Origin of the sequence: Mitsuaria sp. GD03876 (assembly GCF_029840635.1) — a bacterium.
Taxonomy (GTDB): Bacteria; Pseudomonadota; Gammaproteobacteria; order Burkholderiales; family Burkholderiaceae_C; genus Roseateles.
On sequence record NZ_JAOCCU010000053.1, the window covers coordinates 19554 to 41742 of the forward strand.

Consider the following 22189-nt stretch of genomic DNA (forward strand, 5'->3'; position numbering starts at 1 on the left):
CCTTATCCGTTCTTCAACAGGTCGCGTCCGATGATCAACTGCTGGACCTCGCTGGCGCCCTCGTAGATGCGCAGCGCGCGGATCTCGCGGTACAGCGACTCGACGATCTCGCCACGCCGCACGCCGCGTCCGCCGTGCAGCTGCACCGCCGCGTCGATGACGCGCTGCGCGCCCTCGGTGGCCATCAGCTTGGCCATCGCGGCCTCGCGGGTGATCGTGCGGCCCTGGTCGCGTTCCCAGGCGGCGCGGTAGACCAGCAGCGCGCTGCTGTCGACGGTGCAGGCCATGTCGGCCAGCTTGGCCTGCGTCAGCGGCAGGTCGGCCAGCGTGGCGCCGAACATCTCGCGCTCGCGGGCCTGATGCAGGCCCTCCTCCAGCGCCCGGCGGGCGAAGCCCAGCGAAGCCGCCGCCACCGAGGTGCGGAACACGTCCAGCGTGCGCATCGCCACCTTGAAGCCCTCGCCCGGCGCGCCGACCATCGCGGTCCGGGGCACGCGGCAGTTCGTGAAACGCAGCCGCGCCAGCGGATGCGGCGCGATCACGTCGATGCGCTCCGCGATCTCGAACCCCGGCAGGCCGGCGTCGACGATGAAGGCGCTGATGCCGCGCGATCCGGGCTGCTCGCCGGTGCGGGCGAAGACGACGTAGAAGTCGGCGATCCCGCCGTTGGAGATCCAGGTCTTCTCGCCGTCGAGCACGTAGTCATCGCCGTCCGGCCGCGCGGCGCATCGCATCGCCGCGACGTCGGAGCCCGCCTCCGGCTCCGACAGCGCGAAGGCCGCCAGCGCCTCGCCGCGCGCCACCCGCGGCAGGTAGGCCTCGCGCTGCGCCGGCGTGCCCATCAGCGAGATCGCGCCCGAGCCCAGGCCCTGCATCGCGAACGCGAAATCGGCCAGGCCATCATGCCGCGCCAGCGTCTCGCGCAGCAGGCAGATCGCGCGGGTGTCGATGGCCTCGCCCTCGCCCGCCACCGCGTGCGTGAGCCAGCCGCCGGCGCCCAGCGCCTTCACCAGCGCCTTGCAGCTGGCATCCACGTCCTCATGGTCGACCGCGCCATGCGCCAGGTGCGTCGCGCACCAGGCGTCGAGCGCGCTGGCCAGCGCGCGGTGCCTGTCGTCGAAGAACGGCCAGTCCAGGTGTTTCAGGTGCTGCATGGCCGTCCTCAATCGCCCTTGAACTCGGGACGCTGCTTCGCGACGAACGCGTGATACGCGCGGTGGAAGTCCTGCGTCATCATGCAGATCGCCTGGGCCTGCGCCTCGGCCTCGATGGCCTCGTCCACGCCCATCGTCCACTCCTGGTGCAGCATCCGCTTGGTCATCGCATGCGCGAAGTTCGGCCCGGCGGCGATCTCCGCGGCCCAGGCCACGGCTTGCGCCTCCAGCGCGTCCGGCTCGGCCAGGCGGTTGAGGAAGCCCCAGTGGTGCGCTTCCTCGCCGCCCAGGCTGCGCCCGGTGTAGAGCAGGTCCGACGCGCGGCCCTGCCCGACGATGCGCGGCAGCAGCGCGCAGGCGCCCATGTCGCAGCCGGCCAGGCCGACCCGGGTGAACAGGAAGGCGGTCTTGCTGCGCGCGGTGCCCACGCGCAGGTCCGAGGCCATCGCCATGATCGCGCCGGCGCCGGCGCACACGCCGTCGATCGCGGCGACCACCGGCTGCGGGCAGGCGCGCATCGCCTTGACCAGGTCGCCGGTCATGCGGGTGAAGGCCAGCAAGTCCGGCATCGACATCGCCGTCAGCGGGCCGATGATCTCGTGCACGTCGCCGCCGGAGCAGAAGTTGCCGCCCGCGCCCTGCACGACGATGGCGTTCACCTCGTCGACGTAGGCCAGCGTGCGGAACAGGTCGCGCAGCTCGGCGTAGGACGCGAAGGTCAGCGGGTTCTTGCGCTCGGGGCGGTTCAGCGTGATCACGCCGACCGCGCCTTCCTGGCGCCAGCTGAAGTGCGCCGGGGCGAAGCCTTCGAGGCTGCGGCGGTTGCCGGTGATGAGGTGACTGTCCATCGGTACTCCTGTGATCCTGTCGTTGGCCGGGCGTGATCCGGTCCTGATCGGTTCATCGGCGATCGGTCGTGCCGGGCGCGACACCCCGCGCGATCGATCGCCGGCTCATTTGCGGGCCGCGTCCAGCTGCGCGAGGTGGCCCTTCAGCCCCGCGAGCAGCTCGTACACCGCCGTCTTCTGTTCGGGCGACCAGCCGGCCAGCAGCTCGACGATCCAGCCCTCGTGCGTGGCCGCCATGCGCTTGAACTGGCGGCGGCCGGCCGGCGTCAGCCGCACCGTCACGCTGCGCCGGTCCGACGGATGCGGCTCGCGCAGCACGAAGCCCTCGGCCTCGAGCTGGTCGGTGACGCCGGTGACGTTGCCGCCGGTGACCATCAGCCGCTGCGACAGCTCGCGCATCGTCAGCCCGTCGGGGCTGCGCTCGAGCTGCGCCAGCAGGTCGAAGCGCGGCAGCGTCGTGCCGAAGTCGTTGCGCAGGCGCTGGCGGATCTGGTCCTCGATCCGCGTGGTGCAGGCCAGCAGCCGCAGCCACAGCCGCAGCGCCTGGTGGTCGCCGTCGCGCAGCCGCGACTCGAGGTCGGGGCCCAGGTCCTGGTCGGAATCCAGCATCACATCACCTCCCCGCCGGCCACCGCGATCGCCTGTCCGGTGAGGGACCCGCTGTCGCGCCGCGCCAGCCACGCGACCGTCGCCGCCACCTCGGCGGGATCGACCAGGCGCCCCTGCGGATTGACCGCGGCCAGCTCCGCGCGCGCATCGTCCGGCGTGCGGCCGGTCTTGGCGACGATCGTGTCGATCGCGCCGGCAACGATGTCGGTCTCGGTGTAGCCGGGGCAGACCGCGTTGACGGTCACGCCCTTGCGCGCCACCTCCAGCGCCAGCGCGCGCGTCAGGCCCAGCACGCCGTGCTTGGCCGCGCAGTACGCGGCGACGTAGGCATAACCCTTGAGCGCCGCGGTGCTGGCGACGTTGACGATGCGGCCGAAGCGGCGCTCGGTCATCGCCGGCAGCACCTCGCGGCTGCACAGGAAGCTGCCGGTGAGGTTGACGTCGAGCAGACGCTGCCAGGTCGCCAGCGAGGTCTTGCCCAGCGGCGCGGTCTCGACCTGGCCGGCGTTGTTGACCAGCAGGTCGACCGGCCCGGCCGCGGCGACCGCCGCCGCGAAGGCCTGGCGCACGCTGGCCTCGTCGCCGACGTCGCAGGCCTGCAGCTCGACCGAGGGGCCGCCGTCGACGCTCAGCCGGTCGCGCTGCTCCTGGAGCTTGTCCAGGCGCCGACCCATCAGCGTGACGCGCGCGCCGTCGGCGATCAGCGCCTGGGCGATCGCGGCGCCGATGCCGGAGCCGCCGCCGGTCACCACCGCATGCAGGCCCTCGAGGGGGTACTTGTCGCTCATGTCGTTCCCTTGCCGATGTGCCGTTCGCCCGCGCCGCTCACACGCCCAGCGCGCGGTTGGCCTGCTCCTGCGCGGCCGCGCCGCCGCCCAAGGCGCGCTGACGTTCGAACTCGCGCTCCATCTGGCTCTTGCCCGACAGGTACTGCGCCGGCCAGTCCAGGCCGGGGCCGGACAGGTAACCGATCCGCGCGGCCTCGGTCAGCGTCCAGGCCGGGTTGGCCAGGTGCGGCCGCGCGATCGCGCACAGGTCCGCGCGGCCGGCCGCGACGATGCTGTTGACATGGTCCGCCTCCGAGATCGCACCCACCGCGATCGTCGCGATGCCGGCGCGGTTGCGCACGCTCTCGCTGAACGGCGTCTGCCACATGCGGCCGTAGACGGGTTTCTCCCGCTTGCTGACCTGGCCCGAGGACACGTCGATCAAATCGGCGCCGGCGGCCTTGAAGGCCTCGGCCATCGCGACGGCGTCGTCGGTGGTCGTGCCGCCGCTGACCCAGTCGTTGGCGGAGATCCGCACCGACATCGGCCGGTCCTGCGGCCAGACGGCGCGCATCGCGGCGAAGACCTCGAGCGGATAGCGCAGCCGGTTCTCCAGCGAGCCGCCGTACGCGTCGGTGCGCTGGTTCGTCAGTGGGGACAGGAAACTCGACAGCAGGTAGCCGTGCGCGCAGTGCAGTTCCAGCCAGTCGAAACCGGCCTCGGCGGCGCGCCGGGTGGCAGCGATGAAATCGGCCTGGACGCGGTCCATGTCCTCGCGCGTCATCGCGCGGGACCACTGGCTGACACCGTCCAGGTACTGCTGCGGCGAGGCCGAGATCAGCGGCCAGTTGCCCTCGTCCAGCGGCTGGTCGATGCCGTCCCAGGCGACGCGGGTCGAGCCCTTCGCGCCGGCGTGTCCGAGCTGCATCGCGATCTTCGCGGTCGAGGACCGGTGCACGTGGTCGACGATCCGCTTCCAGCCGTCGCGCTGCTCGTCGCTCCACAGCCCCGGGCATCCCGGCGTGATGCGCGCGTCGGGCGAGACGCAGGTCATCTCGACGAACACCAGCCCCGCGCCGCCCATCGCGCGGGCGCCCAGGTGCGCCAGGTGGTAGTCGCCCGGCTGGCCGTCCTCGCAGGAGTACTGCGCCATCGGCGAGACGACGACCCGGTTCTTCAGCGTCACGCCGCGCAGCGTGAACGGCGTGAACATCGGCGGCGCCGGCCGGTCCAGGCCCGCGCGGCGGGACAGCCAGGCCTCGTACTCGCCGACGTAGCGGGCGTCGCGCAGCCGCAGGTTCTCGTGCGAGATGCGCTGCGAGCGCGTCAGCAGCGAGTAGGCGAACTGCTCCGGCGCGAGGCGCGCGTGGCGTTCGACGTTCTCGAACCACTCGGTGGAATTGCGCGCGGCATTCTGGATGCGCAGCACCTCGATCGAGCGCGTGGCCTCGTACTCCTCGAGCGCGGCGGACAGGCTCTCGACACCGCCGCCATGGCGCTCGATGTCGCGGGCCAGCGCGATCGCGTCCTCGAGCGCGAGCTTCGTGCCCGAGCCGATCGAGAAATGCGCGGTATGGGCCGCGTCGCCCATCAGCACCACCGGCGCGCGGCCGTTGTGATGCACCCAGCGCTTGCACACGACCCGCGGGAAACGGATCCACTGCGCCGAGCCGCGCAGGTGCGACGCGTTGGAGATCAGCGGGTGCCCGTCGAGCACCTTGGCGAAGAGTCGCTCGCAGAAGGCGATGCCCTCCTCCTTGCTCATGTCCTCCAGGCCCGCGGCCTTCCAGACCGGCTCCGGCGCCTCGACGATGAAGGTCGAATGCGTCTGGTCGAAGCGGTAGGCATGCGCCTGGAACCAGCCCCACTCGGTCTTCTGGAAATCGAAGGTGAAGGCGTCGAACAGCTTGGTCGTGCCCAGCCACACGAACCGACACTGGCGCAGGTCGATGTCGGGCTGGTAGGTCGCGGTGTACTTCTGGCGCAGCCGGCTGTTGAGCCCGTCGGCCGCGATGATCAGGTCGGCGTCGATGCCGGCGTCGTCGGTCACGTCGGTCTCGTAGCGGATCTCGACGCCCAGTTCCTCGCAACGCTCGCGCAGGATGTCCAGCAGCTGGCGCCGGCCGATGCCGCAGAAACCATGCCCGCCCGAGACCATCGTCCGGCCGTCGATGTGCACCGCGATGTCGTCCCAGTGATTGAACGACTGCAGGATCCGCTCGGCCGTCTTCGGATCGGCCTCGCGCAGCGCGGCCAGCGTCTGGTCGGAGAACACGACGCCCCAGCCGAAGGTGTCGCCGGCGCGATTGCGCTCCAGCACCGTCACCTGATGGGCGGGGTCCTGCCGCTTCATCAGCAGCGCGAAGTACAGGCCGGCGGGGCCGCCGCCGATGCAGGTGATACGCATGATTCCGGGGCGCCGGCTCGCGCCGGACGGTGACTGCTTGACGGGATCACTTTAGGCCTTGATAGTTGAGGTGTCAACGATCTGGATAACCCTGAACCCATCGGCGTCGTCGGCCCTCGCGGCTTGCGGAATCGGTCGGGCCTTGTTGGAATTAACCGACACCACGACGTCAGGCCCCGCGCTAAGGTGCGCGCCGCCGCGCCGAGGGCCGGCAGGAGCAGCAGATGAAGTCAACAAGCCAATCCACGCCGCGATCGCTGTGGGACATCTCGCCGGTGGTGGCGAGCGACGCGCCGATCTTTCCCGGCGACGAACCCTATGCGTTGAAGTGGACCGCGCGGCTGTCGCCGGACTGCCCGGTGAACCTGAGCGCGATCACGATGTCGCCGCACGTCGGCGCGCATGCCGACGCGCCGCTGCACTACGCCGACGGCGTGGCCAGCGCGGCCGAGGTGGCGCTCGATCCCTACCTCGGCCCCTGCCGGGTGATCCATGCGATCGGCTGCGGCCCGCTGATCCGCATCGAGCACCTCGAGCACGCCGCGCACGAGCTGCCCCCGCGCGTGCTGGTGCGCTGCAACGAGCGTGCCGACACCACCTGGAATCCGGAGTTCAGCGCCTACGCGCCCGAGACCGTCGAATGGCTGGCCGCGCGCGGCGTCAAGCTGATCGGGCTGGACACGCCGTCCGTCGATCCCGCGACCAGCAAGACGCTGGACAGCCACCAGCGGCTGCTGCGCCTGGACCTGCGGGTGCTGGAGAACCTGGTCCTCGACGACGTGCCCGAGGGCGACTACGAACTGATCGCGCTGCCGCTCAAGCTTGCCGGCGCCTGCGCGTCACCGGTGCGCGCGGTGCTGCGGGCGCTCTGAGTCCTCGCGCCGCCTCCCCCTTCCCATCCCCTTCCCTCATTTCATCGCTTTGTCTGGAACGCCCATGACGACACGACAAGACTGCCTGGCCCTGGACGCCGCCGACCCGCTGGCGCCGTTGAAGGACCAGTTCTCGCTGCCCGCGGGCACGCTCTACCTGGACGGCAACTCGCTGGGCGCGATGCCCAAGGCGACCGCCGCCCGCGTGCAGCAGGTCATCGCCGACGAATGGGGCCGCGACCTCATCAAGAGCTGGAACACCGCCGGCTGGATGGACCTGCCCGCGCGCATCGGCGACAAGATCGGCCGGCTGATCGGCGCGAAGCCGGGCGAGACGATCGTCGCGGACTCGACCTCGCTGAACCTGTACAAGGTGCTGAGCGCGGCGCTGCGCATCGTCAAGGACGGTGACGGCGCCGGCCGGCGCACGGTGATCGTGTCGGAGCGCAGCAACTTCCCCACCGACTTGTACATCGCCGAAAGCCTGGCCGAGCAGCACGGCATGACGCTGCGCCTGGTCGACCACGTCGACGAGATCCCCGGCCTGCTGAATGATCGGCTCGCGGTGCTGATGCTGACCGAGGTCAACTACCGGACCGGCCGCAAGCACGACATGAAGGCGGTCACCGCCGCGGCGCACGCCGCCGGCGCGCTGACGGTGTGGGACCTGGCGCACTCCGCCGGCGCGATTCCCGTCGACCTCCACGGCGCCGACGCCGACTTCGCGATCGGCTGCGGCTACAAGTACCTCAACGGCGGCCCCGGCGCGCCGGCCTTCGTCTGGGCGCATCCGCGCCACGCGGACCGCTTCTGGCAGCCGCTGTCGGGCTGGCTGGGACATGCGGCGCCGTTCCAGTTCACCTCGAACTACGCGCCCGCGCCGGGCATCAAGCGCTACATCTGCGGCACGCCGGCGATCCTGTCGACGGCGGCGCTGGAATGCGGCGTCGACACGCTGCTGGCGGCCGAGCCCTTCGGCGGCATGGCGGCCTTGCGCGAGAAGTCGATCGCGCTGACCGAGCTGTTCGCGCGGCTCGCGGAGCAGCGCTGCGGCGAGCAAGGCGTGATCGTCGTCTCGCCGCGTGACGCGGCGCAGCGCGGCAGCCAGGTCTGCCTGGCGCTGAAGGCGCCGCTGCAGGACGCCAGCTACGCGGTCGTGCAGGCACTGATCGAGCGCGGCGTGATCGGCGATTACCGCGCCGGCGACGCGGCCCGGCTCGAGCAGGTGCCGCACATCCTGCGCTTCGGCTTCACGCCGCTGTACGTCGGTTTCGCCGACGTGTGGGACACGGTCGAGCACCTGCACCAGGTGCTGGCCACCGGCGAGTGGCGCGAGGCGCGCTTCAACAAGCAGGCGGCAGTGACATGAGTTGCCCGATGGGACACGGCTCCGGCAACGGACCGACGACGGACACCGGCGCGGACACCCCCGCGCCCGGCGGCGAAGCCATCGTCCGCGAGGAAGGCGCGCAGCTCGACTTCTCCAAGGACATGAGCTACGGCGACTACCTGCACCTGGACCGGGTGCTGAGCGCGCAACATCCGCTCTCGCCCGACCACAACGAGATGCTCTTCATCATCCAGCACCAGACCTCGGAGCTGTGGATGAAGCTGATGCTGCACGAGCTGCACGGCGCCGTCGCCAACGTCGCCGCCGACCAACTGCCCGAAGCCTTCAAGATGCTGGCGCGGGTGTCGCGGATCATGGAACAGCTGGTCCACGCCTGGGACGTGCTCGGCACGATGACGCCGCCCGAGTACTCGGCCATCCGGCCCTACCTCTCCAACAGCAGCGGCTTCCAGAGCGCGCAGTACCGGCGCATCGAGTTCATGCTCGGCAACAAGAATGCCGCGATGCTCAAGCCGCATGCGCATCGGGCCGACCTGCTGGAAGAAGTGAAGACGGCCTACGAGGCTCCGTCGCTGTACGACGAAGTCCTGCGGTTGATGCAGCGGCGCGGCATCCAGGTGCCTGCCGCGCGGCTGCAGCGCGATTGGACCCAGCCCTACACCGCCGACGACGGCGTCAAGGCGGCCTGGCTCGAGGTCTATCGCCACCCCAAGGAACACTGGGACCTCTACCAGATGGGCGAGGAACTCGTGGACCTCGAGGACGCGTTCCGGCTTTGGCGGTTCCGGCACGTCACGACCGTGGAACGCGTCATCGGGTTCAAGCGCGGGACCGGGGGAACCGGTGGGGTCAGCTATCTGCGAAAGATGCTCGACGTCGTGCTGTTCCCGGAGCTGTGGGCTTTGCGCACGGAACTCTGATTGCTCCGACCGAGCGTTCGCAACCCAACCACGGTCCCCTTTCTCCATGTCCCCCTTTGGCACCCTCCCGGGTGCCAAATTCCTCCTAATACTTCCGAAAGGGGACCGTGGTCGGGTCGCTCATCCACCGAATGGGACCGTGGTCGGGTCGCTCATCCACCGAATGGGACCGTGGGCGGGTCGCTCGTCCACCGAAAGGGGCCGTGGGCGGGTTGCTCGTTCACCGAAAGGGGCCGTGGGCGGGTCGCTCATCCGCCGTTGGGGCGGATCCTTACAATCGTTGGTTTGACGTGGGTCGCTCATCAGGTGGCCCCCCGTCGTTGCCTGCCAACCCTGCCGAGGCCCGCCCATGGACACCCGTCTCTCCCAGATCAAGCTGCGCATCTCGAAGCTGCGCGACGCGCTGCGCAACGCCGGCGCCCACGCCATCCTGGTGCCCTCGGCCGACCCCCACCTCTCCGAATACCTGCCCCGTCGCTGGCAGGCCCGCGAAGTCCTCTCCGGCTTCACCGGCTCCATGGGCACCCTCGTCGTCACCCTCGATGACGCCCAACTGTTCGCCGACAGCCGCTACTGGACCCAGGCCGAACGCGAACTCGCCGACAGCGGCATCGCCCTGTTCAAGATCGCCTCCGGCCCCTCCACCCAACACATCGCCTGGCTCGCGGAAACGCTGCAGCCCGGACAAACCCTGGTCGTCGACGGCCAGGTCCTCGGCCTCGCCGTGGACAAGCAACTGCGCGCCACCCTCGGCCCCAAGGGCATCCAGATCAACACCGGCCTCGACCTGATCGACCACGCCTGGGACGAACGCCCCGGCCTGCCCGACGCCCCGATCTACGAGCACGCCGCCCCGCAAGCCACCGTCAGCCGCGCAGACAAGCTCCGCCAGGTCCGCGACGCCATGACCCGCCACGGCGTCACCCACCACCTGATCTCCAGCGTCGACGACATCGCCTGGCTGTTCAACCTGCGCGGCTCGGACGTGACCTACAACCCGGTCTTCCTCGCCCACGCGCTGCTCGACGCCCAGGGCGCCACGCTGTTCGTCCAACCCGGCAAGATCGACGCGGCCCTGACGCAGCGCCTGGCCGCGGACGGCGTGCGTCTCGCGCCCTACGCCGACGCGCGGGCGACGCTCGGCGCCCTGCCCGCCGACGCCACGGTGCTGATCGACCCGCGCCGCGTGACGCTGGGCCTGCGCGAGGCCCTGCCTGCCACGACCACCGTCGTCGAGGCCATCAACCCCAGCACCCTGCTCAAGAGCCGCAAGAACGCCGCCGAAGCCCAGTTCGTCCGCGAGGCGATGGCCCAGGACGGCGCCGCCATGTGCGCCTTCTACGCCTGGTTCGAAGCCGCCCTGGCCCGCGGCGAGCAGATCTCCGAACTGACGATCGACGAACGGCTCACCGCCGAGCGCGCCAAGCGCCCCGGCTTCGTCGGCCTGTCGTTCCCGACCATCGCGGGCTTCAACCCCAACGGCGCGATGCCCCACTACCGCGCCACCGAGGAAGCCTTCTCCCAGATCGCCGGCGACGGCCTGCTGCTGATCGACTCCGGCGCCCAGTACCTCGGCGGCACCACCGACATCACCCGCGTCTGGCCCATCGGCACCATCACCGACGACCACCGCCGCGACTACACGCTGGTGCTCAAGGGCACGATCGCCCTGTCCCGCACCGTGTTCCCGCGCGGCACGCTGAGCCCGATGCTCGACGCCATCGCCCGCGCCCCGCTCTGGGCCCATGGCCTGGACTACGGCCACGGCACCGGCCATGGCGTCGGCTACTTCATGAACGTCCATGAAGGCCCGCAAAGCATCTCCAAGGCCGTGCCCGACGCGAACATGGCCATGGAGCCCGGCATGATCACCTCGATCGAACCCGGCCTCTATCGCCCCGGCCAATGGGGAGTGCGGATCGAGAACCTGGTGCTGAACGTCGAGCGCGACACCCCCGAAAAGGGGCAGTTCGGTCACATGCTGGCCTTCGAGACGCTGACGCTGTGCCCGATCGACACCCGCTGCATCGCCGTCGCGTTGCTGTCGGATGAAGAACTGGCCTGGCTGAACGCGTACCACGTCGAGGTCCGCGCCCGCCTGGCGCCGCTGGTCGACGGCGACGCGCTCGCGTGGCTGAACACCCGCACCGAGCCGCTGGGGCGCTGAGCCCTCGGGCCTCCGCGGCCGGTCGCAGTTGGTCTGCGGACCACCTGCGACCAGGCTTGCGACGAACTGCTGGAAAGCGTGGCTGAGCCACGCTTTTTTGCGTTCGGCCTCCCTGGAAGCGCTTCGAGCCGCCACCTAGACTTGATGCAGGTAGTCGACGAGGAGCAGAGACCATGGACACACGACTCTCTCAGGCTTGGCACGGTTGGCGCTCGCACGCACGCACCGCGCCGGCCACGAACGACGAACGCGCGATGCACCGGTTCTCCGACGGCGCGCTGCACACCGTGCTGATGGCCGCGATCATCGCGGTCGCGGTGATGGCGGTGGCGCAGATGATCAGCGTCGGGGTGCGGATGTGGCAGCTGGATCCGGTCGTCGTGCAGGGCAAGTCGCAGAACCTGCCGATGCCGGCGGCACCCCAGCCGCTGGAGCAGACCCAGCCCAAGCGCTGAGCCGGTCGCCCAGCCGATCGCTCACATCTGCCGGAACAGGTGCAGGTAGCTGCGGCTGACCGGCAACACCTCGGGACGGGCCTTCAGGTGAAGGTCCGCCGTTTCGTTGGGGCCGCGGGTGACGTGGCTGATCGCATGCAGGTTCACGACCACCGACCGGTGGACCTGCACGAAACGTTGCGGGTCGAGCCGCTCGATCAGTTCGCGGATCGGCGTGCGGATCAGCGCCTCGCCCTCGCCGGTGACCACCAGCGTGTACTTCTCGTCGGAACGCAGGAACAGGATCTCGTCGACCGGGATCAGCTTCAGCGTCGATCCGACCGAGGCCCGGATCCATTGCAAGGGGCCGGTGTCGGTGGCCAGCGCGCCTCCGGCCTGCGCCGGCGCGACGCCCGGCGGCTTCGCCATGCGCCGCGCGAGCTCGTCGATGACCGCCTCCAGCGCCGCCTGGTCCGCCGCGCCGGGCCGTTGGCGCGCGCGTTCGGCCAGGCGCTCCTGCAGCCGCTCGACGGTCGCGGCCAGGCGCGCCTCGTCGACCGGCTTGACCAGGTAATCGATCGCGCCGCGCTCGAAGGCCTGCAGCGCGTACTGCTCATAGGCGGTGACGAACACCACATGCGCCTGCCGAGCGATCTGCCGCGCGGCCTCCATGCCGTTCAGGCCCGGCATGTGGACGTCGAGGAAGGCGATGTCCGGACGATGGAGATCGAACATCTCCACCGCCTCGCGGCCGTTGCGGGCCTGGGCGACCACCTGCAGCGCCGGCCACAGCTGCGCGAGGCTGCGCTGCAAGCTGTCGCGCAGCAGCGGTTCGTCGTCGGCGATCAGCGCGGTGGGGGCGGAAGCAGCGGATGTCATGTCAATGCGGGGTGAAGCGCAACTCGGCCAGCAGGCCGTGCGGGAGATTCTCGGTGAGCGCCAGCCCGGCGCCGAGGCCGTAGAACAGCGTCAGCCGCTCGCGCAGGTTGCGCAGCCCCGTGCCGCTGCCCATGCTCTGGGTCATGCCGACGCCGGTGTCGCTGACCCACAGCCGCACCTGGCCGTCGCGCAGCGCGCCGCCGACCTCGATGCGGCCGCCCTCCTCGCTCGGATCGATGCCATGACGCACGGCGTTCTCCACCAGCGTCAGCAGCGCCATCGGCGGGAAACGCAGGCCGGCGAGCTCCGGCGGCAGGTCGACGAAGAAGTCCAGCCGGTCCGGCATGCGCAGATGCATCAGCTCCAGGTAGGCGCGCACCAGCGCCACTTCGTCGGAGAGCGTGGTCGCGTCGCCCTGCAATCGCGGCATCGCCGCGCGCAGGTAGGCGATCAGGCTGCGCAGCACCGGCGCGGCCTGCGGCGAGCCGGTCTCCACCAGCGCCCGCACGTTGGCCAGCGTGTTGAACAGGAAATGCGGCTCGACCTGCGCCTGAAGCAGCCGCAGCCGGGCATCGAGCGCCTGGCGTTCGAGTTCGCTGCGCTCGAGCTCGAAGCTCAGCGCCTGGTTGCGGGCCTCGGCATCGCGCTGCCGATACAGCGCGCCCATCGCCAGCAACGGGCCGACGACCAGGCCGGATCCGGCGATCCACAGGAAACCGAGCATCCGCGATTCGGACTCGACGAAGCTCGAGAAGTCGCCACCGACCGCGACCATGTACACCGCCAGCGTGGCCAGCGGCACCGCCGCCGCCACGACCACGACCTGGAACAACCAGCGCGCCCACCAGCGCGGCAGGCGCCGCGGCCATTGCCCCGCCGCCGAGAACGCCAGCAGCGCCAGCATGCCCACGAACATCGTCCGCCCCAGCAGGACGGGGAACGGCGTGATGAAGATCGGCTGCAGCGCCAGCGCGAAAACGGTCGCCAGCGCCAGCGCCAGCAGCACCCGCTGCGGCGTCAGGTACGAGACGAACCCATGCCAGGCCGGATGCGCCGGCTCGGACGGATTGACGGGAAGGACCGGGGTCGACATGCCCGCACGATAGCGGGCACGCCCCGGCGATCCAAGCCGCGGCGGGTGTCCGCGCGACGAAGCACGGGTTGGGCCGGTCGAGCCACGGGACACGGGCCGGTGTTCGCACGCGACGGCGGTCTCGCCACGTCGCTCACCCGGGGCAGGGACAGCAGGAAGTCCTCGAACAGCGCGTCGTTCATGTGTACATCCCGATGCGGCACATCACCGCTTCCTTGCCGGCGCTGATCGCGAAGCGCAGCGCCTCCGCCGGCGTGGCCCAGCCATAACCGCCGGCCAGGTTCTCGTCGCGGAAGGCCTCCCGCTTGTTCATCGCCTCGATGGCTCCCATCCGCACCACCACGACCGCCGCCACATAGCCGAACTGGCGCGGACGTTCGATCGCGCCGGCATAGATGCGGTAGTCCCCGGTGTCGACTTCGGCGAAATGCATGGCTGACTCCTTGTGCGCCTCCCGGCGCGATCGGCCCTCAGGAGGCCGCGATGGAGTCCACTTTGCGCGGCGAAAGCCGCGATGCCTACCCAACTGAGGTGGGCCCTCGGAAGGGGGAAGACTTTGGCGAATCCCCCGATCGGGCGATTCGTCGGCCGGCCCGCCCAGGGCCGACCGGTCAGAACTGGTTGTTGGCGATCGAGGTGTACTCGCGCAACTCCGCATCGACGACCCGCTTTGGCGGGACATCGCTCGGGCGCTCGCCCAGCTTCGGATGGACGATGTCGTAGGCGCGCCGCTCGGCCGGCGAGATCACGCCGTTCTCGTCGCTGTCGGCCTCGGCGTAGACCAGGTTGGGAATCAGGCTGACCGTCGGCGGGAACTTCTCGACCGTCGACTGACCAACCGGCGCCGCCAGAGCGTTCGACGCCTGGAACGAGGTCGACTGCGCCACCACGGTCTGCGCCGGGGGCGGTGCCAAGGCGGGCGCCAGCACGGGTGCCGGCGCCGGCGCGGCGGCCGCGCTCGCGGATGCCGTCGCGGACGTCTGCGACGCAGCCGCGGCTGCTGGTGCGGCGGGCGCGGCGGCCGTCTGGGGCGCGGCGGCCGGGGTAGGCGTAGCGGCCAGGGAAGGCGTGGCGGTCGGTGTAGACGTAGCGGCCAGGGTGGTCGTGGCGACCGAGGTGGTCGTGGCGGCCGGGGTGGTCGTGGCGGCCGGGGTGGGCGCGGCGGCCGGGGCGGTTGCTGGCGCGGGCGCGGGCGCGGAGACGGCGGCGGAGGACGGCGTGGCCACGGCGGCCGGCTGTGGCGTCGAGGACGCGGCGGCTTGGGCGGCGGCGCCCTGCGCGGCCGGTGCCGCGGTCACCGCCTGGGCGGTGGCGGTCTGGACGGCCACGGCGGGGCCGGTCGCGGCCTGGGCCGGGGCGCCGCTGCCGGACGCGGCCAAGCTGGCCGCCTGCGAGGACAGGCTCACCACGGCGGACGCCTCGGCCGGCGCATCGGTCGAGGGATCGTAGACGTCAGCTTCGCGCACGCGCGCCGACTGCCCGGTGGTCGCACCGGGACCATTCGAAGTCGTTGTGTTGTTCAGGGCAGCAATCATGGCGCGCCTCCCGCGAGGTGTCCGCACATTCCGGCCAGCGGTTGCCGGGCTCGGAAACTTCCTCCAAGCCAAAGCCCTTCCGGGGCATGAACGGTTTATCGGCGGGCGATCACCGGACTTTAGGCCCCGATTCCCGGCTTTCGCAATTTCTTGATAGGGGTAAACCCGCGAAAGAAGGACACGCCGTGCGCCCCGCGTCGCCCGGAACGCCAAGTCCACTCGCCGGAAACCCCTGTCGCCATCGGTTAAATTGCCACGCATGGGTCTCCGCTCCTTCGCCACCGCTCACATCCCCGGCCTGACCGGGCTGGCCGGTCCCCGGTCCACGCCGCCGGACACGCCGGCCGACGCCTCGTCCTTCGACGCCCTCGTCCATCGCCTGCATTACCTGCCCAAGGCGGACGTCAAGCGCATCCGGGAGGCCTACAAGTTCGCGGACGAGGCCCACCTGGGCCAGTTCCGGGCCAGCGGCGAGCCCTACATCACCCATCCGATCGCCGTCGCCGGCCTGTGCGCCGACTGGCGCCTGGACGCGCAGGCCATCATGGCCGCGCTGATGCACGACGCGATGGAGGACTGCGGCGTCACCAAGACCGAGCTGATCGAGCGCTTCGAGGCGCCGACCGCGGAACTCGTCGACGGCCTGACCAAGCTGGACAAGCTGCAGTTCTCGACCCGCGAGGAATCCCAGGCGGAGAGCTTCCGCAAGATGCTGCTGGCGATGGCGCGCGACGTGCGCGTCATCCTGATCAAGCTGGCCGACCGGCTGCACAACATGCGCACGATGCAGCACATGGCGTTCGACAAGCGCCGCCGCATCGCCCGCGAGACGCTCGACATCTACGCGCCGATCGCCCACCGGCTCGGCCTCAACGAGATCTACCGCGAGCTGCAGGAACTCTCGTTCCAGTACATCCACCCGTGGCGGCACGGCGCGCTGGCCAAGGCGGTCACGAAGGCCCGCGGCCACCGGCGCGACCTGGTCTCGCGCATCGAGCGCGACGTGCAGAAGGCCTTCGCCGAGGCCAACCTGCGCGCCGAGATCCAGGGGCGCGAGAAGACGCTGTTCTCGATCTACAAGAAGATGCGCGAGAAACACCTGAGCTTCGCGCAGGTCAGCGACATCTTCGGCTTCCGCGTGATCGTGCAGGAACTGCCGCAGTGCTACTGGTCGCTGGGCGTGCTGCACCAGCTGTACAAGCCGCAGCCGGGCCGCTTCAAGGATTACATCGCGATCCCCAAGCCCAACGGCTACCAGTCGCTGCACACGACGCTGGTGAGCCCGCTGGGCACGCCGGTCGAATTCCAGATGCGGACCGAGGCGATGCACATGGTCGCCGAGAAGGGCGTGGCCGCGCACTGGCTCTACAAGAGCAAGGGCGACGCCAAGGGCGCGCAGCAGCTGGGCTCGCGCTGGCTGCAATCCCTGCTCGACATCCAGGACGAGACCCGCGACGCGACCGAGTTCCTCGAGCACGTGAAGATCGACCTGTTCCCCGACGCGGTCTACGTCTTCACGCCCAAGTCCAAGATCATGGCGCTGCCCAAGGGCGCGACGCCGGTGGACTTCGCCTACGCGATCCACTCGGACGTCGGCGACCACTGCGTCGCGGCCAAGGTCAACGGCGAACCGGTGCCATTGCGCACCGAGCTGCGCAGCGGCGACGTGATCGAGATCGTCACCGCCGCCGGCGCGCGGCCCAACCCGGCCTGGCTGAGCTTCGTGCGCACCGGCCGGGCGCGCTCCAAGATCCGGCACTTCCTGAAGAACCTGGAGCAGGAGGAATCCCGCGAGCTCGGCCACAAGATGCTGGCCCAGGCGCTGCGCGCCGAGGGCCTGGCGCTGCCCAGCCTGAAGGCCGAGGACGAGACCGCCGCCGCGCTCTGGCAGGACCTGGCGCGCTGGGCCGGCAACCGCCATGTCGACGAGCTGCTGGTCGAGATCGGCCTGGGTCGCAAGATCGCGACCATCGTCGCCAAGAAGCTGGCGCGCACGCTGTCCGAGCAGGGCCAGCGCCCCGACGCGGTGCTGCTGACGATGGGACGCTTCGCGACCGACGACGCGCCGGCGCAGGGCCAGGTGCTGATCGACGGCAGCGAGGGCGCCTCCGTGCGGCTGGCCACCTGCTGCCGGCCGATCCCGGGCGACGACATCAAGGGTTACCTGGGCCGCGGCGAGGGGCTGGTGGTCCACACCGCCGAATGCTCCGTCGGGCGCCGGCTGTTCCAGCGCGACAGCGAGCACTGGATCGCGGTCGGCTGGGGCGAGGAGTTGTCGCGCAGCTTCGAGGCCGAGGTCGGCGTGCTGATGCGCAACGGCAAGGGCGTGCTGGCGCAGATCGCGACCGCCGTCAGCAGCGCCGAGGCCGACATCACGCACATCGCGATGAGCGACGACTCGCAGCAACGCGAGACGGCGGAGATGACGCTGCTGCTCGCGGTGCGCGACCGGCTCCACCTCGCCGACACGCTGCGCACGCTCAAGCGCTCCAGCGCGGTGATGCGCGTCTGGCGCGTGAAGCCCTGATCAGGCCGTCGGCTTCGGGTAGCTCACCTCGACGACCTCGATCGTCTCCACGCCCACCGGCGTCACCAGCTGCAGCTCGTCGCCCTCCCGGGCCTTGAGCAGCGTGCGCGCGATCGGCGAGACCCAGCTCACCTCGCCCGCGAGGCTGTCCGACTCGTCGATGCCCTTGATCGTGATGGTCCGCTCCTCGCCTTTCGCGTTGGCGTAGGTCACCGTCGCGCCGAAGAACACCTGGTCGCTGCCGTGATGGGCGCTCGGGTCGACGACCTCGGCGATGTCCAGGCGCTTGGTCAGGAAGCGCAGCCGGCGGTCGATCTCGCGCAGGCGCTTCTTGCCGTACAGGTAATCCCCGTTCTCCGAGCGGTCGCCGTTCTTCGCCGCCCAGGACACGATCTCGACGATCTTCGGCCGTTCGTTGTCCAGCAGCTGCATGAACTCCGCGCGCAGCCGCGCATAGCCTGCCGGGGTCATGTAGTTGCGCGATCCCTTGGGCAGCGCGGGCAACGACGGGCCGTCGTCGTCGTCCTCGGGCGCGGCGTCGCTTTCCTTCGTGAATGCCTTGTTCATCCGGCTATTGTGTCGCGCTCGTCCACGCCGGTGCCGCGCCATGAAAAAGGCCGGCACGTCGCCGTGCCGGCCTTCATCCGTGAGCGGGATCACCCGCCGCCCATGGCTGCATCGAGCGGCCGCGCCGCGATCACCAGCGCGGCTTGTGCCGGATGTCGAGGATCGCGTCGTCGAAGGAACTGTTGTCGCGCAGATCCTCGAAGCCGATGCGCACGCCGTTGCCAGTCGACGTGACCTGGCCATGGTCGCGACCGTCAACGTTGTTGGTCGTGCCGGCCTGGAAGTTGTTGCCCTGAGGCGTCTGGATGCGGAACTCGACCGTCGATCCGGGCCGCGCATGGATCGTCTCGGTCTTGCCGGTGTCCTTGGACCAGCCCAGGTCTTGCCAGTCCCCGCGGGCGGTGCGGTACTGGATCTTGTTGTTGAAGTCCGCGTCGGGCTGGCGGATCGAAGCCTCCAGTTGGCCGCTGGCACCGACGACGAACCCGCCCTTGGACGAGTCCCAGTGCCCCTCGCGCGGCACCTGGGACCAGTGGGGCCGATGACCGCCGCCGCACCCGCCGGCGTGATGGTGATGGTGGTGGTGGTTGGGGCGCCACCAGCCTCCGCCCATCCAGTGGCTGCTCTGGCCCATCATCGAGTGACCGAACAGGTTGCCCATGAAGGGCGAGAAACCGAAGCCGGGCCGCGCGCCCATCGCGGGAAATCCGCCGAAGGACGGCGCCCAGCCGAATTGCGGAGAGTTGACAAACATGTGTTGGCTTCCTTTGCCATGAAATGGATTGGCGGCGAATCCGCAGTGGTGTGCAGTCGACCGCTTGCGAATCCGCGCGACGAGCCCAGTGCGGCGAACAGCCAGGGCGGTTCTCCGGACGGAACCGTCCGGCATGCGCTCGCGGTAAGGTGCGATGAGTTCGACCACGAGGAGGACCCCGCAGCATGAACGACCCCACCGACGCCGGTACCGGCGGCCCGTTGAGCGGCCTGCGCATCGTCGAGTTCGCCGGCATTGGCCCGGCTCCATTCGCCGGCATGGTCCTGGCCGATTTCGGGGCGGAGGTGACGGTCATCGAGCGCCCGGGCGGCGAGACACGGCTCGGCGGCGGAGCCGCGTTGAACCGTGGCAAGACCGTGGTGGAGGCTGACTTGAAATCGGCAGCGGGACTGGCCCGCGTGCGCGACCTGGTGGCCCAGGCCGACGCGCTCGTCGAAGGGTTCCGGCCGGGCGTCATGGAGCGCCTCGGCCTCGGTCCCGACACCTTGCTGGCGGCGCATCCCCGGCTGGTCTACGCGCGCCTGACCGGCTGGGGCCAGACCGGCCCCTTGGCGCGCACCGCGGGTCACGACATCAACTACGTCGCGCTCACCGGCCTGATGCCGTTCGCGGCCCGCCCCGGCCAGGCCCCCGCGTTGGCGGCGACCCTGCTGGGCGACATCGGCGGTGGGGCGCTGACGATGCTGTTCGGGCTGATGTGCGCGCTGTGGGAATCGAAACGCTCGGGACGTGGGCAGGTGATCGACGCGGCGATCGTGGACGGGGTCGGCTACATGGGCACGCTGATCCAGGCCTTGCGCGCGGGCGGTCACTGGAACGACGACCCGTCCGGCAACTTCTTCCTGCACCGCTCGCATTTCTACGAATGCTTTGAATGCGCGGATGGCCGCTGGCTGTCGCTCGGCGCGATCGAGGCGCCCTTCTACGATGAGCTGATCCGCCGGTTGGAACTCCCTCCCCCCCTGCCCCAGGACGATCCCGCGCAATGGCCCGCCTTGCGCGAGCGGGTAGCGGCGCGGATCCGGGAACGGACGCTCGCGCACTGGGTGGCCCGGTTCGAGGACAGCGACGCCTGCGTCGCCCCGGTACTGACCGCCGCGGAGGCGCCGCACCACCCGCATCAGCAAGCCCGGCGCAACTTCTTCACGCAGCACGGCCATGCGTGGCCGATGCCGGCGCCGAAACTGTCGCGCACGCCGGCGACACCCGGTGCCGCGGCCGCCAGGAATCTCGACGACCGGGTTTCAGGCGAGGACGATATTCGCCCGGAATAACTCGCGCGAGATACTCGCGTTTCGTCCAGGCAAAGAAAAAGGCCAGCGTCTTGAAACGCTGGCCTTTCGATTTGGTGCGGCTGGCAGGATTCGAACCCACGACCCCTTGGTTCGTAGCCAAGTACTCTATCCAACTGAGCTACAGCCGCTCGACTTTTACTGATCAGGGGCCGCCGTCGTGGGCGCGACCCCAGGTTTTTCTTGTTACTTCTTCTTGTGCTTGCCGAATCTCTGGTTTCCCTCGGATTCAACAGTTTTTCTGGTGCGGCTGGCAGGATTCGAACCCACGACCCCTTGGTTCGTAGCCAAGTACTCTATCCAACTGAGCTACAGCCGCTGAAAGACTGCGACTATAGCATGCATTTTCAGAGGCCCGCAAGTATCTCGGCGAAAAACATTCAACCGAGCCGCGCCGCCGCCTCGAAGCAGCGCGCGCGACGCTCCGGATCGTCGTCCTGCTCCGCCATCTCGGCCAGCCGCAGCCAGCTGCGGCGACGCGCGGCGATCGACAGCTCGCGGTCCTCCGCGGCCTGCTCCAGCATCAGCCGCGCCTTGCCCCACAACTGGCGCTCGGCCAGCGCGTGGCCCAGCGCCAGCGCCATCGTGCCGTCGCGGGGGAATCGCTGCACCGCGCCTTCAAGCCGCTGCAGCCATTCCGGTCCCAGGCCGGGCGCGCACAGCACCAGGGCCTCGGCGAGGGCCTGGCGCTCGTCGGCGCCCTGCTCCGCGATCGCTTCCCAGAACGGCCGCAACCAGCCGCGGCCGTCCTCCGGCGCGCCCAGTCCCGCGGCGCAGTTCGCCGCCCGCGAGGCGACGAACACATCGCGGCGATCCGACGCGTCCAGTTGCTGCCAGATGCCGCGCAACTGGTCGATGTCGCGCGCGGTCTCCAGCGCCTCGCAGGCCAGCGAGCGCAGCAAGCCCTGCGCCGCCGACTTCGAGAAGCCCTGGTGCTTGGCCAGCAGCCGCGCGGTCCGCAGCGCCTCCAGCGGCTGGCGCGCCAGCCGGCTGCCCTGCAGCTTCAGGCGCAGCGCCTGCGTGCGCCGCGCGACGCCCGGCGTCAGTTCGCCCAGCAGCCCCAAGGCCCGCGGCGCGTCGCGGTCGTCGAGCGCCCATTCCGCCGCCAGCAGCCGCGCGCCCTCTTCCTGCACGCGCGCGCCGGCCGAGGTCGACGCCACCTGCAGCGCCTGGCGCAGGTGCTCGTCGCGGTTGCGGCGGTCCTGCAGCTTGTGCGCGCTCTGCGCGGCCACCAGGTGGGCCAGCGCCATGAAGGCGCCGTCCTGCGCCAGGTCCGGCGTCTGCGCCTGGATGTTGAGCGCGCGCTGCGCCGCCTTCTGGGCGCGGCTGTAGCGCGCGCCGAAGTAGTCGGCCCACGCCTCGCGCAGCGCGACCTGGGCGCTGCGTTCGCGCTGGGCCATGCGCCACAGCCGCGCGCGCTTGGGCAGCGTCAGCAGCGCGTCCAGCGACTGCATCAGCGTCATCAGCGCGAAGCAGCCCGCCACCAGCAGCAGCAGGAACAGGTTGAGCGACAGGTCCATCCGCCAGCCGCGCCAGTAGAAGCTGGCGAGGCCGTCGTTGTTGCCCAGGGTCAGCGCCGCGACGACCGCCGCGACGAACAGCAGCACCAGCCAGATCACCATCCGCATGGCGATCTCCTCAGCGGGCCACCGCGCTGAGCGCGGCGAGGGTGTCGTCGGGACGCGGCACGCTGACCTGGCGGGCCTGGCCCTGCACCTGGCGCAGCAGCTCCACCGTCAGCGACAGCTTGCGCGAGCGCGCGTCGAAGTAGCGGTCCAGCATCGCCTGCGCCTCGCGCAGGTCGACCTGCGCGGTGTCGAACTGGCGGCTCAGCAGCGCCAGCCGCGCGTTCAACAGGCGCAGCTTGAGGTTCTCGCGCAGGAAGAACGACTGCTCGGGCGCGATCAACGCGGCCTCGGGATGATCGATCCGGGTGACGCGCAGCAGGCCGCGGGCCTCGCGCCAGATGTCGCCGCTGAGCGTCGTCCAGCG

General features: G+C 70.3%; 20 protein-coding genes and 2 tRNA genes. 7 read left to right on the top strand and 15 right to left on the bottom strand.

Going from position 1 to position 22189, the window contains the following annotated elements:
* Positions 1-2 precede the first annotated feature (2 nt).
* From N5D62_RS24370 to N5D62_RS24390, 5 genes are all read right to left on the bottom strand, one after another.
* The gene (locus N5D62_RS24370; RefSeq protein ID WP_279760555.1) at positions 3-1154 is read right to left on the bottom strand and encodes an acyl-CoA dehydrogenase family protein; all 1152 of its coding nucleotides are present in this window, start codon (positions 1152-1154) and stop codon (positions 3-5) included.
* 8 nt (positions 1155-1162) lie between these two features.
* Positions 1163-2002 (bottom strand): enoyl-CoA hydratase family protein, encoded by an 840-nt coding sequence (locus N5D62_RS24375; RefSeq protein WP_279760557.1) that lies wholly within the window; start codon positions 2000-2002, stop codon positions 1163-1165.
* Positions 2003-2107: 105 nt separating this feature from the next.
* The gene (locus N5D62_RS24380; protein WP_279760558.1) at positions 2108-2611 is read right to left on the bottom strand and encodes a MarR family transcriptional regulator; all 504 of its coding nucleotides are present in this window, start codon (positions 2609-2611) and stop codon (positions 2108-2110) included.
* Positions 2611-3399, bottom strand: coding sequence for an SDR family NAD(P)-dependent oxidoreductase (locus N5D62_RS24385; RefSeq protein WP_279760559.1), 789 nt, complete (start codon positions 3397-3399; stop codon positions 2611-2613). Before N5D62_RS24385 ends, N5D62_RS24380 begins: the two co-directional genes overlap by 1 nt.
* A gap of 37 nt (positions 3400-3436) precedes the next feature.
* The gene (locus N5D62_RS24390) at positions 3437-5785 is read right to left on the bottom strand and encodes a bifunctional salicylyl-CoA 5-hydroxylase/oxidoreductase (RefSeq protein ID WP_279760561.1); all 2349 of its coding nucleotides are present in this window, start codon (positions 5783-5785) and stop codon (positions 3437-3439) included.
* A 224-nt stretch (positions 5786-6009) separates the two neighbouring features.
* On the opposite strand from N5D62_RS24390, the gene kynB reads away from it, so the two are divergent.
* The 5 genes from kynB to N5D62_RS24415 all read left to right on the top strand — a co-directional run bounded on the left by kynB (position 6010) and on the right by N5D62_RS24415 (position 11550).
* Complete coding sequence (gene kynB, locus N5D62_RS24395; protein ID WP_279760562.1) at positions 6010-6657, top strand: arylformamidase; 648 nt, start codon at positions 6010-6012, stop codon at positions 6655-6657.
* A 64-nt stretch (positions 6658-6721) separates the two neighbouring features.
* Positions 6722-8026, top strand: coding sequence for a kynureninase (kynU, locus tag N5D62_RS24400; protein WP_279760563.1), 1305 nt, complete (start codon positions 6722-6724; stop codon positions 8024-8026).
* 8 nt (positions 8027-8034) lie between these two features.
* A complete protein-coding gene (gene kynA, locus N5D62_RS24405) occupies positions 8035-8928 on the top strand; it encodes a tryptophan 2,3-dioxygenase (RefSeq protein WP_279760565.1) in 894 nt (297 codons plus the stop codon).
* Positions 8929-9277: 349 nt separating this feature from the next.
* Entirely contained in the window at positions 9278-11095 is a 1818-nt protein-coding gene (locus tag N5D62_RS24410; protein WP_279760567.1) for an aminopeptidase P family protein, read from the top strand.
* Positions 11096-11268: 173 nt separating this feature from the next.
* Positions 11269-11550 (top strand): hypothetical protein, encoded by a 282-nt coding sequence (locus N5D62_RS24415; RefSeq protein WP_279760568.1) that lies wholly within the window; start codon positions 11269-11271, stop codon positions 11548-11550.
* A gap of 21 nt (positions 11551-11571) precedes the next feature.
* Here the strand turns inward: N5D62_RS24415 and N5D62_RS24420 are convergent, their stop codons facing one another.
* The 4 genes from N5D62_RS24420 to N5D62_RS24435 all read right to left on the bottom strand — a co-directional run bounded on the left by N5D62_RS24420 (position 11572) and on the right by N5D62_RS24435 (position 14967).
* A complete protein-coding gene (locus N5D62_RS24420) occupies positions 11572-12408 on the bottom strand; it encodes a LytTR family DNA-binding domain-containing protein (RefSeq protein ID WP_279760569.1) in 837 nt (278 codons plus the stop codon).
* A gap of 1 nt (position 12409) precedes the next feature.
* The gene (locus N5D62_RS24425; RefSeq protein ID WP_279760570.1) at positions 12410-13501 is read right to left on the bottom strand and encodes a histidine kinase; all 1092 of its coding nucleotides are present in this window, start codon (positions 13499-13501) and stop codon (positions 12410-12412) included.
* A gap of 178 nt (positions 13502-13679) precedes the next feature.
* On the bottom strand, positions 13680-13934 hold the full coding sequence (locus tag N5D62_RS24430) for a hypothetical protein (protein ID WP_279760572.1): 255 nt from the start codon (positions 13932-13934) through the stop codon (positions 13680-13682).
* Between the two features lie 178 nt (positions 13935-14112).
* Positions 14113-14967, bottom strand: coding sequence for a hypothetical protein (locus N5D62_RS24435; RefSeq protein WP_279760574.1), 855 nt, complete (start codon positions 14965-14967; stop codon positions 14113-14115).
* Between the two features lie 328 nt (positions 14968-15295).
* On the opposite strand from N5D62_RS24435, the gene N5D62_RS24440 reads away from it, so the two are divergent.
* Entirely contained in the window at positions 15296-17563 is a 2268-nt protein-coding gene (locus tag N5D62_RS24440; protein WP_279760576.1) for a bifunctional (p)ppGpp synthetase/guanosine-3',5'-bis(diphosphate) 3'-pyrophosphohydrolase, read from the top strand.
* Here the strand turns inward: N5D62_RS24440 and greB are convergent, their stop codons facing one another.
* Both greB and N5D62_RS24450 read right to left on the bottom strand, forming a co-directional pair.
* The gene (gene greB, locus N5D62_RS24445; RefSeq protein WP_279760577.1) at positions 17564-18130 is read right to left on the bottom strand and encodes a transcription elongation factor GreB; all 567 of its coding nucleotides are present in this window, start codon (positions 18128-18130) and stop codon (positions 17564-17566) included.
* A 130-nt stretch (positions 18131-18260) separates the two neighbouring features.
* Positions 18261-18884, bottom strand: a complete 624-nt coding sequence (locus N5D62_RS24450) for a hypothetical protein (protein ID WP_279760578.1) — start codon at positions 18882-18884, stop codon at positions 18261-18263.
* 185 nt (positions 18885-19069) lie between these two features.
* Here N5D62_RS24450 and N5D62_RS24455 point away from each other — a divergent pair, with 185 nt between their 5' ends.
* The gene (locus N5D62_RS24455) at positions 19070-20179 is read left to right on the top strand and encodes a CaiB/BaiF CoA-transferase family protein (RefSeq protein WP_279760579.1); all 1110 of its coding nucleotides are present in this window, start codon (positions 19070-19072) and stop codon (positions 20177-20179) included.
* Between the two features lie 72 nt (positions 20180-20251).
* On the opposite strand, the gene N5D62_RS24460 is transcribed toward N5D62_RS24455, so the two are convergent.
* The 4 genes from N5D62_RS24460 to N5D62_RS24475 form a co-directional block, all read right to left on the bottom strand.
* Positions 20252-20328, bottom strand: a tRNA-Arg gene (locus N5D62_RS24460).
* A 111-nt stretch (positions 20329-20439) separates the two neighbouring features.
* Positions 20440-20516 (bottom strand) — tRNA-Arg (locus tag N5D62_RS24465).
* A 61-nt stretch (positions 20517-20577) separates the two neighbouring features.
* Entirely contained in the window at positions 20578-21825 is a 1248-nt protein-coding gene (locus tag N5D62_RS24470; protein WP_279760580.1) for a heme biosynthesis HemY N-terminal domain-containing protein, read from the bottom strand.
* A 10-nt stretch (positions 21826-21835) separates the two neighbouring features.
* The coding region (locus tag N5D62_RS24475; protein ID WP_279760581.1) for a uroporphyrinogen-III C-methyltransferase at positions 21836-22189 on the bottom strand (354 nt) is incomplete at its 5' end.

Excerpts from the sequence above, each read along its gene's own strand:
- N5D62_RS24370 (WP_279760555.1), bottom strand. The coding sequence starts at position 1,154 with ATGCAGCACCTGAAACACCTGGACTGGCCGTTCTTCGACGACAGGCAC.
- N5D62_RS24375 (WP_279760557.1), bottom strand. The coding sequence starts at position 2,002 with ATGGACAGTCACCTCATCACCGGCAACCGCCGCAGCCTCGAAGGCTTC.
- N5D62_RS24380 (WP_279760558.1), bottom strand. The coding sequence starts at position 2,611 with ATGCTGGATTCCGACCAGGACCTGGGCCCCGACCTCGAGTCGCGGCTG.
- N5D62_RS24385 (WP_279760559.1), bottom strand. The coding sequence starts at position 3,399 with ATGAGCGACAAGTACCCCCTCGAGGGCCTGCATGCGGTGGTGACCGGC.
- N5D62_RS24390 (WP_279760561.1), bottom strand. The coding sequence starts at position 5,785 with ATGCGTATCACCTGCATCGGCGGCGGCCCCGCCGGCCTGTACTTCGCG.
- kynB (WP_279760562.1), top strand. The coding sequence starts at position 6,010 with ATGAAGTCAACAAGCCAATCCACGCCGCGATCGCTGTGGGACATCTCG.
- kynU (WP_279760563.1), top strand. The coding sequence starts at position 6,722 with ATGACGACACGACAAGACTGCCTGGCCCTGGACGCCGCCGACCCGCTG.
- kynA (WP_279760565.1), top strand. The coding sequence starts at position 8,035 with ATGGGACACGGCTCCGGCAACGGACCGACGACGGACACCGGCGCGGAC.
- N5D62_RS24410 (WP_279760567.1), top strand. The coding sequence starts at position 9,278 with ATGGACACCCGTCTCTCCCAGATCAAGCTGCGCATCTCGAAGCTGCGC.
- N5D62_RS24415 (WP_279760568.1), top strand. The coding sequence starts at position 11,269 with ATGGACACACGACTCTCTCAGGCTTGGCACGGTTGGCGCTCGCACGCA.
- N5D62_RS24420 (WP_279760569.1), bottom strand. The coding sequence starts at position 12,408 with ATGACATCCGCTGCTTCCGCCCCCACCGCGCTGATCGCCGACGACGAA.
- N5D62_RS24425 (WP_279760570.1), bottom strand. The coding sequence starts at position 13,501 with ATGTCGACCCCGGTCCTTCCCGTCAATCCGTCCGAGCCGGCGCATCCG.
- N5D62_RS24430 (WP_279760572.1), bottom strand. The coding sequence starts at position 13,934 with ATGCATTTCGCCGAAGTCGACACCGGGGACTACCGCATCTATGCCGGC.
- N5D62_RS24440 (WP_279760576.1), top strand. The coding sequence starts at position 15,296 with ATGGGTCTCCGCTCCTTCGCCACCGCTCACATCCCCGGCCTGACCGGG.
- greB (WP_279760577.1), bottom strand. The coding sequence starts at position 18,130 with ATGAACAAGGCATTCACGAAGGAAAGCGACGCCGCGCCCGAGGACGAC.
- N5D62_RS24450 (WP_279760578.1), bottom strand. The coding sequence starts at position 18,884 with ATGTTTGTCAACTCTCCGCAATTCGGCTGGGCGCCGTCCTTCGGCGGA.
- N5D62_RS24455 (WP_279760579.1), top strand. The coding sequence starts at position 19,070 with ATGAACGACCCCACCGACGCCGGTACCGGCGGCCCGTTGAGCGGCCTG.
- N5D62_RS24470 (WP_279760580.1), bottom strand. The coding sequence starts at position 21,825 with ATGCGGATGGTGATCTGGCTGGTGCTGCTGTTCGTCGCGGCGGTCGTC.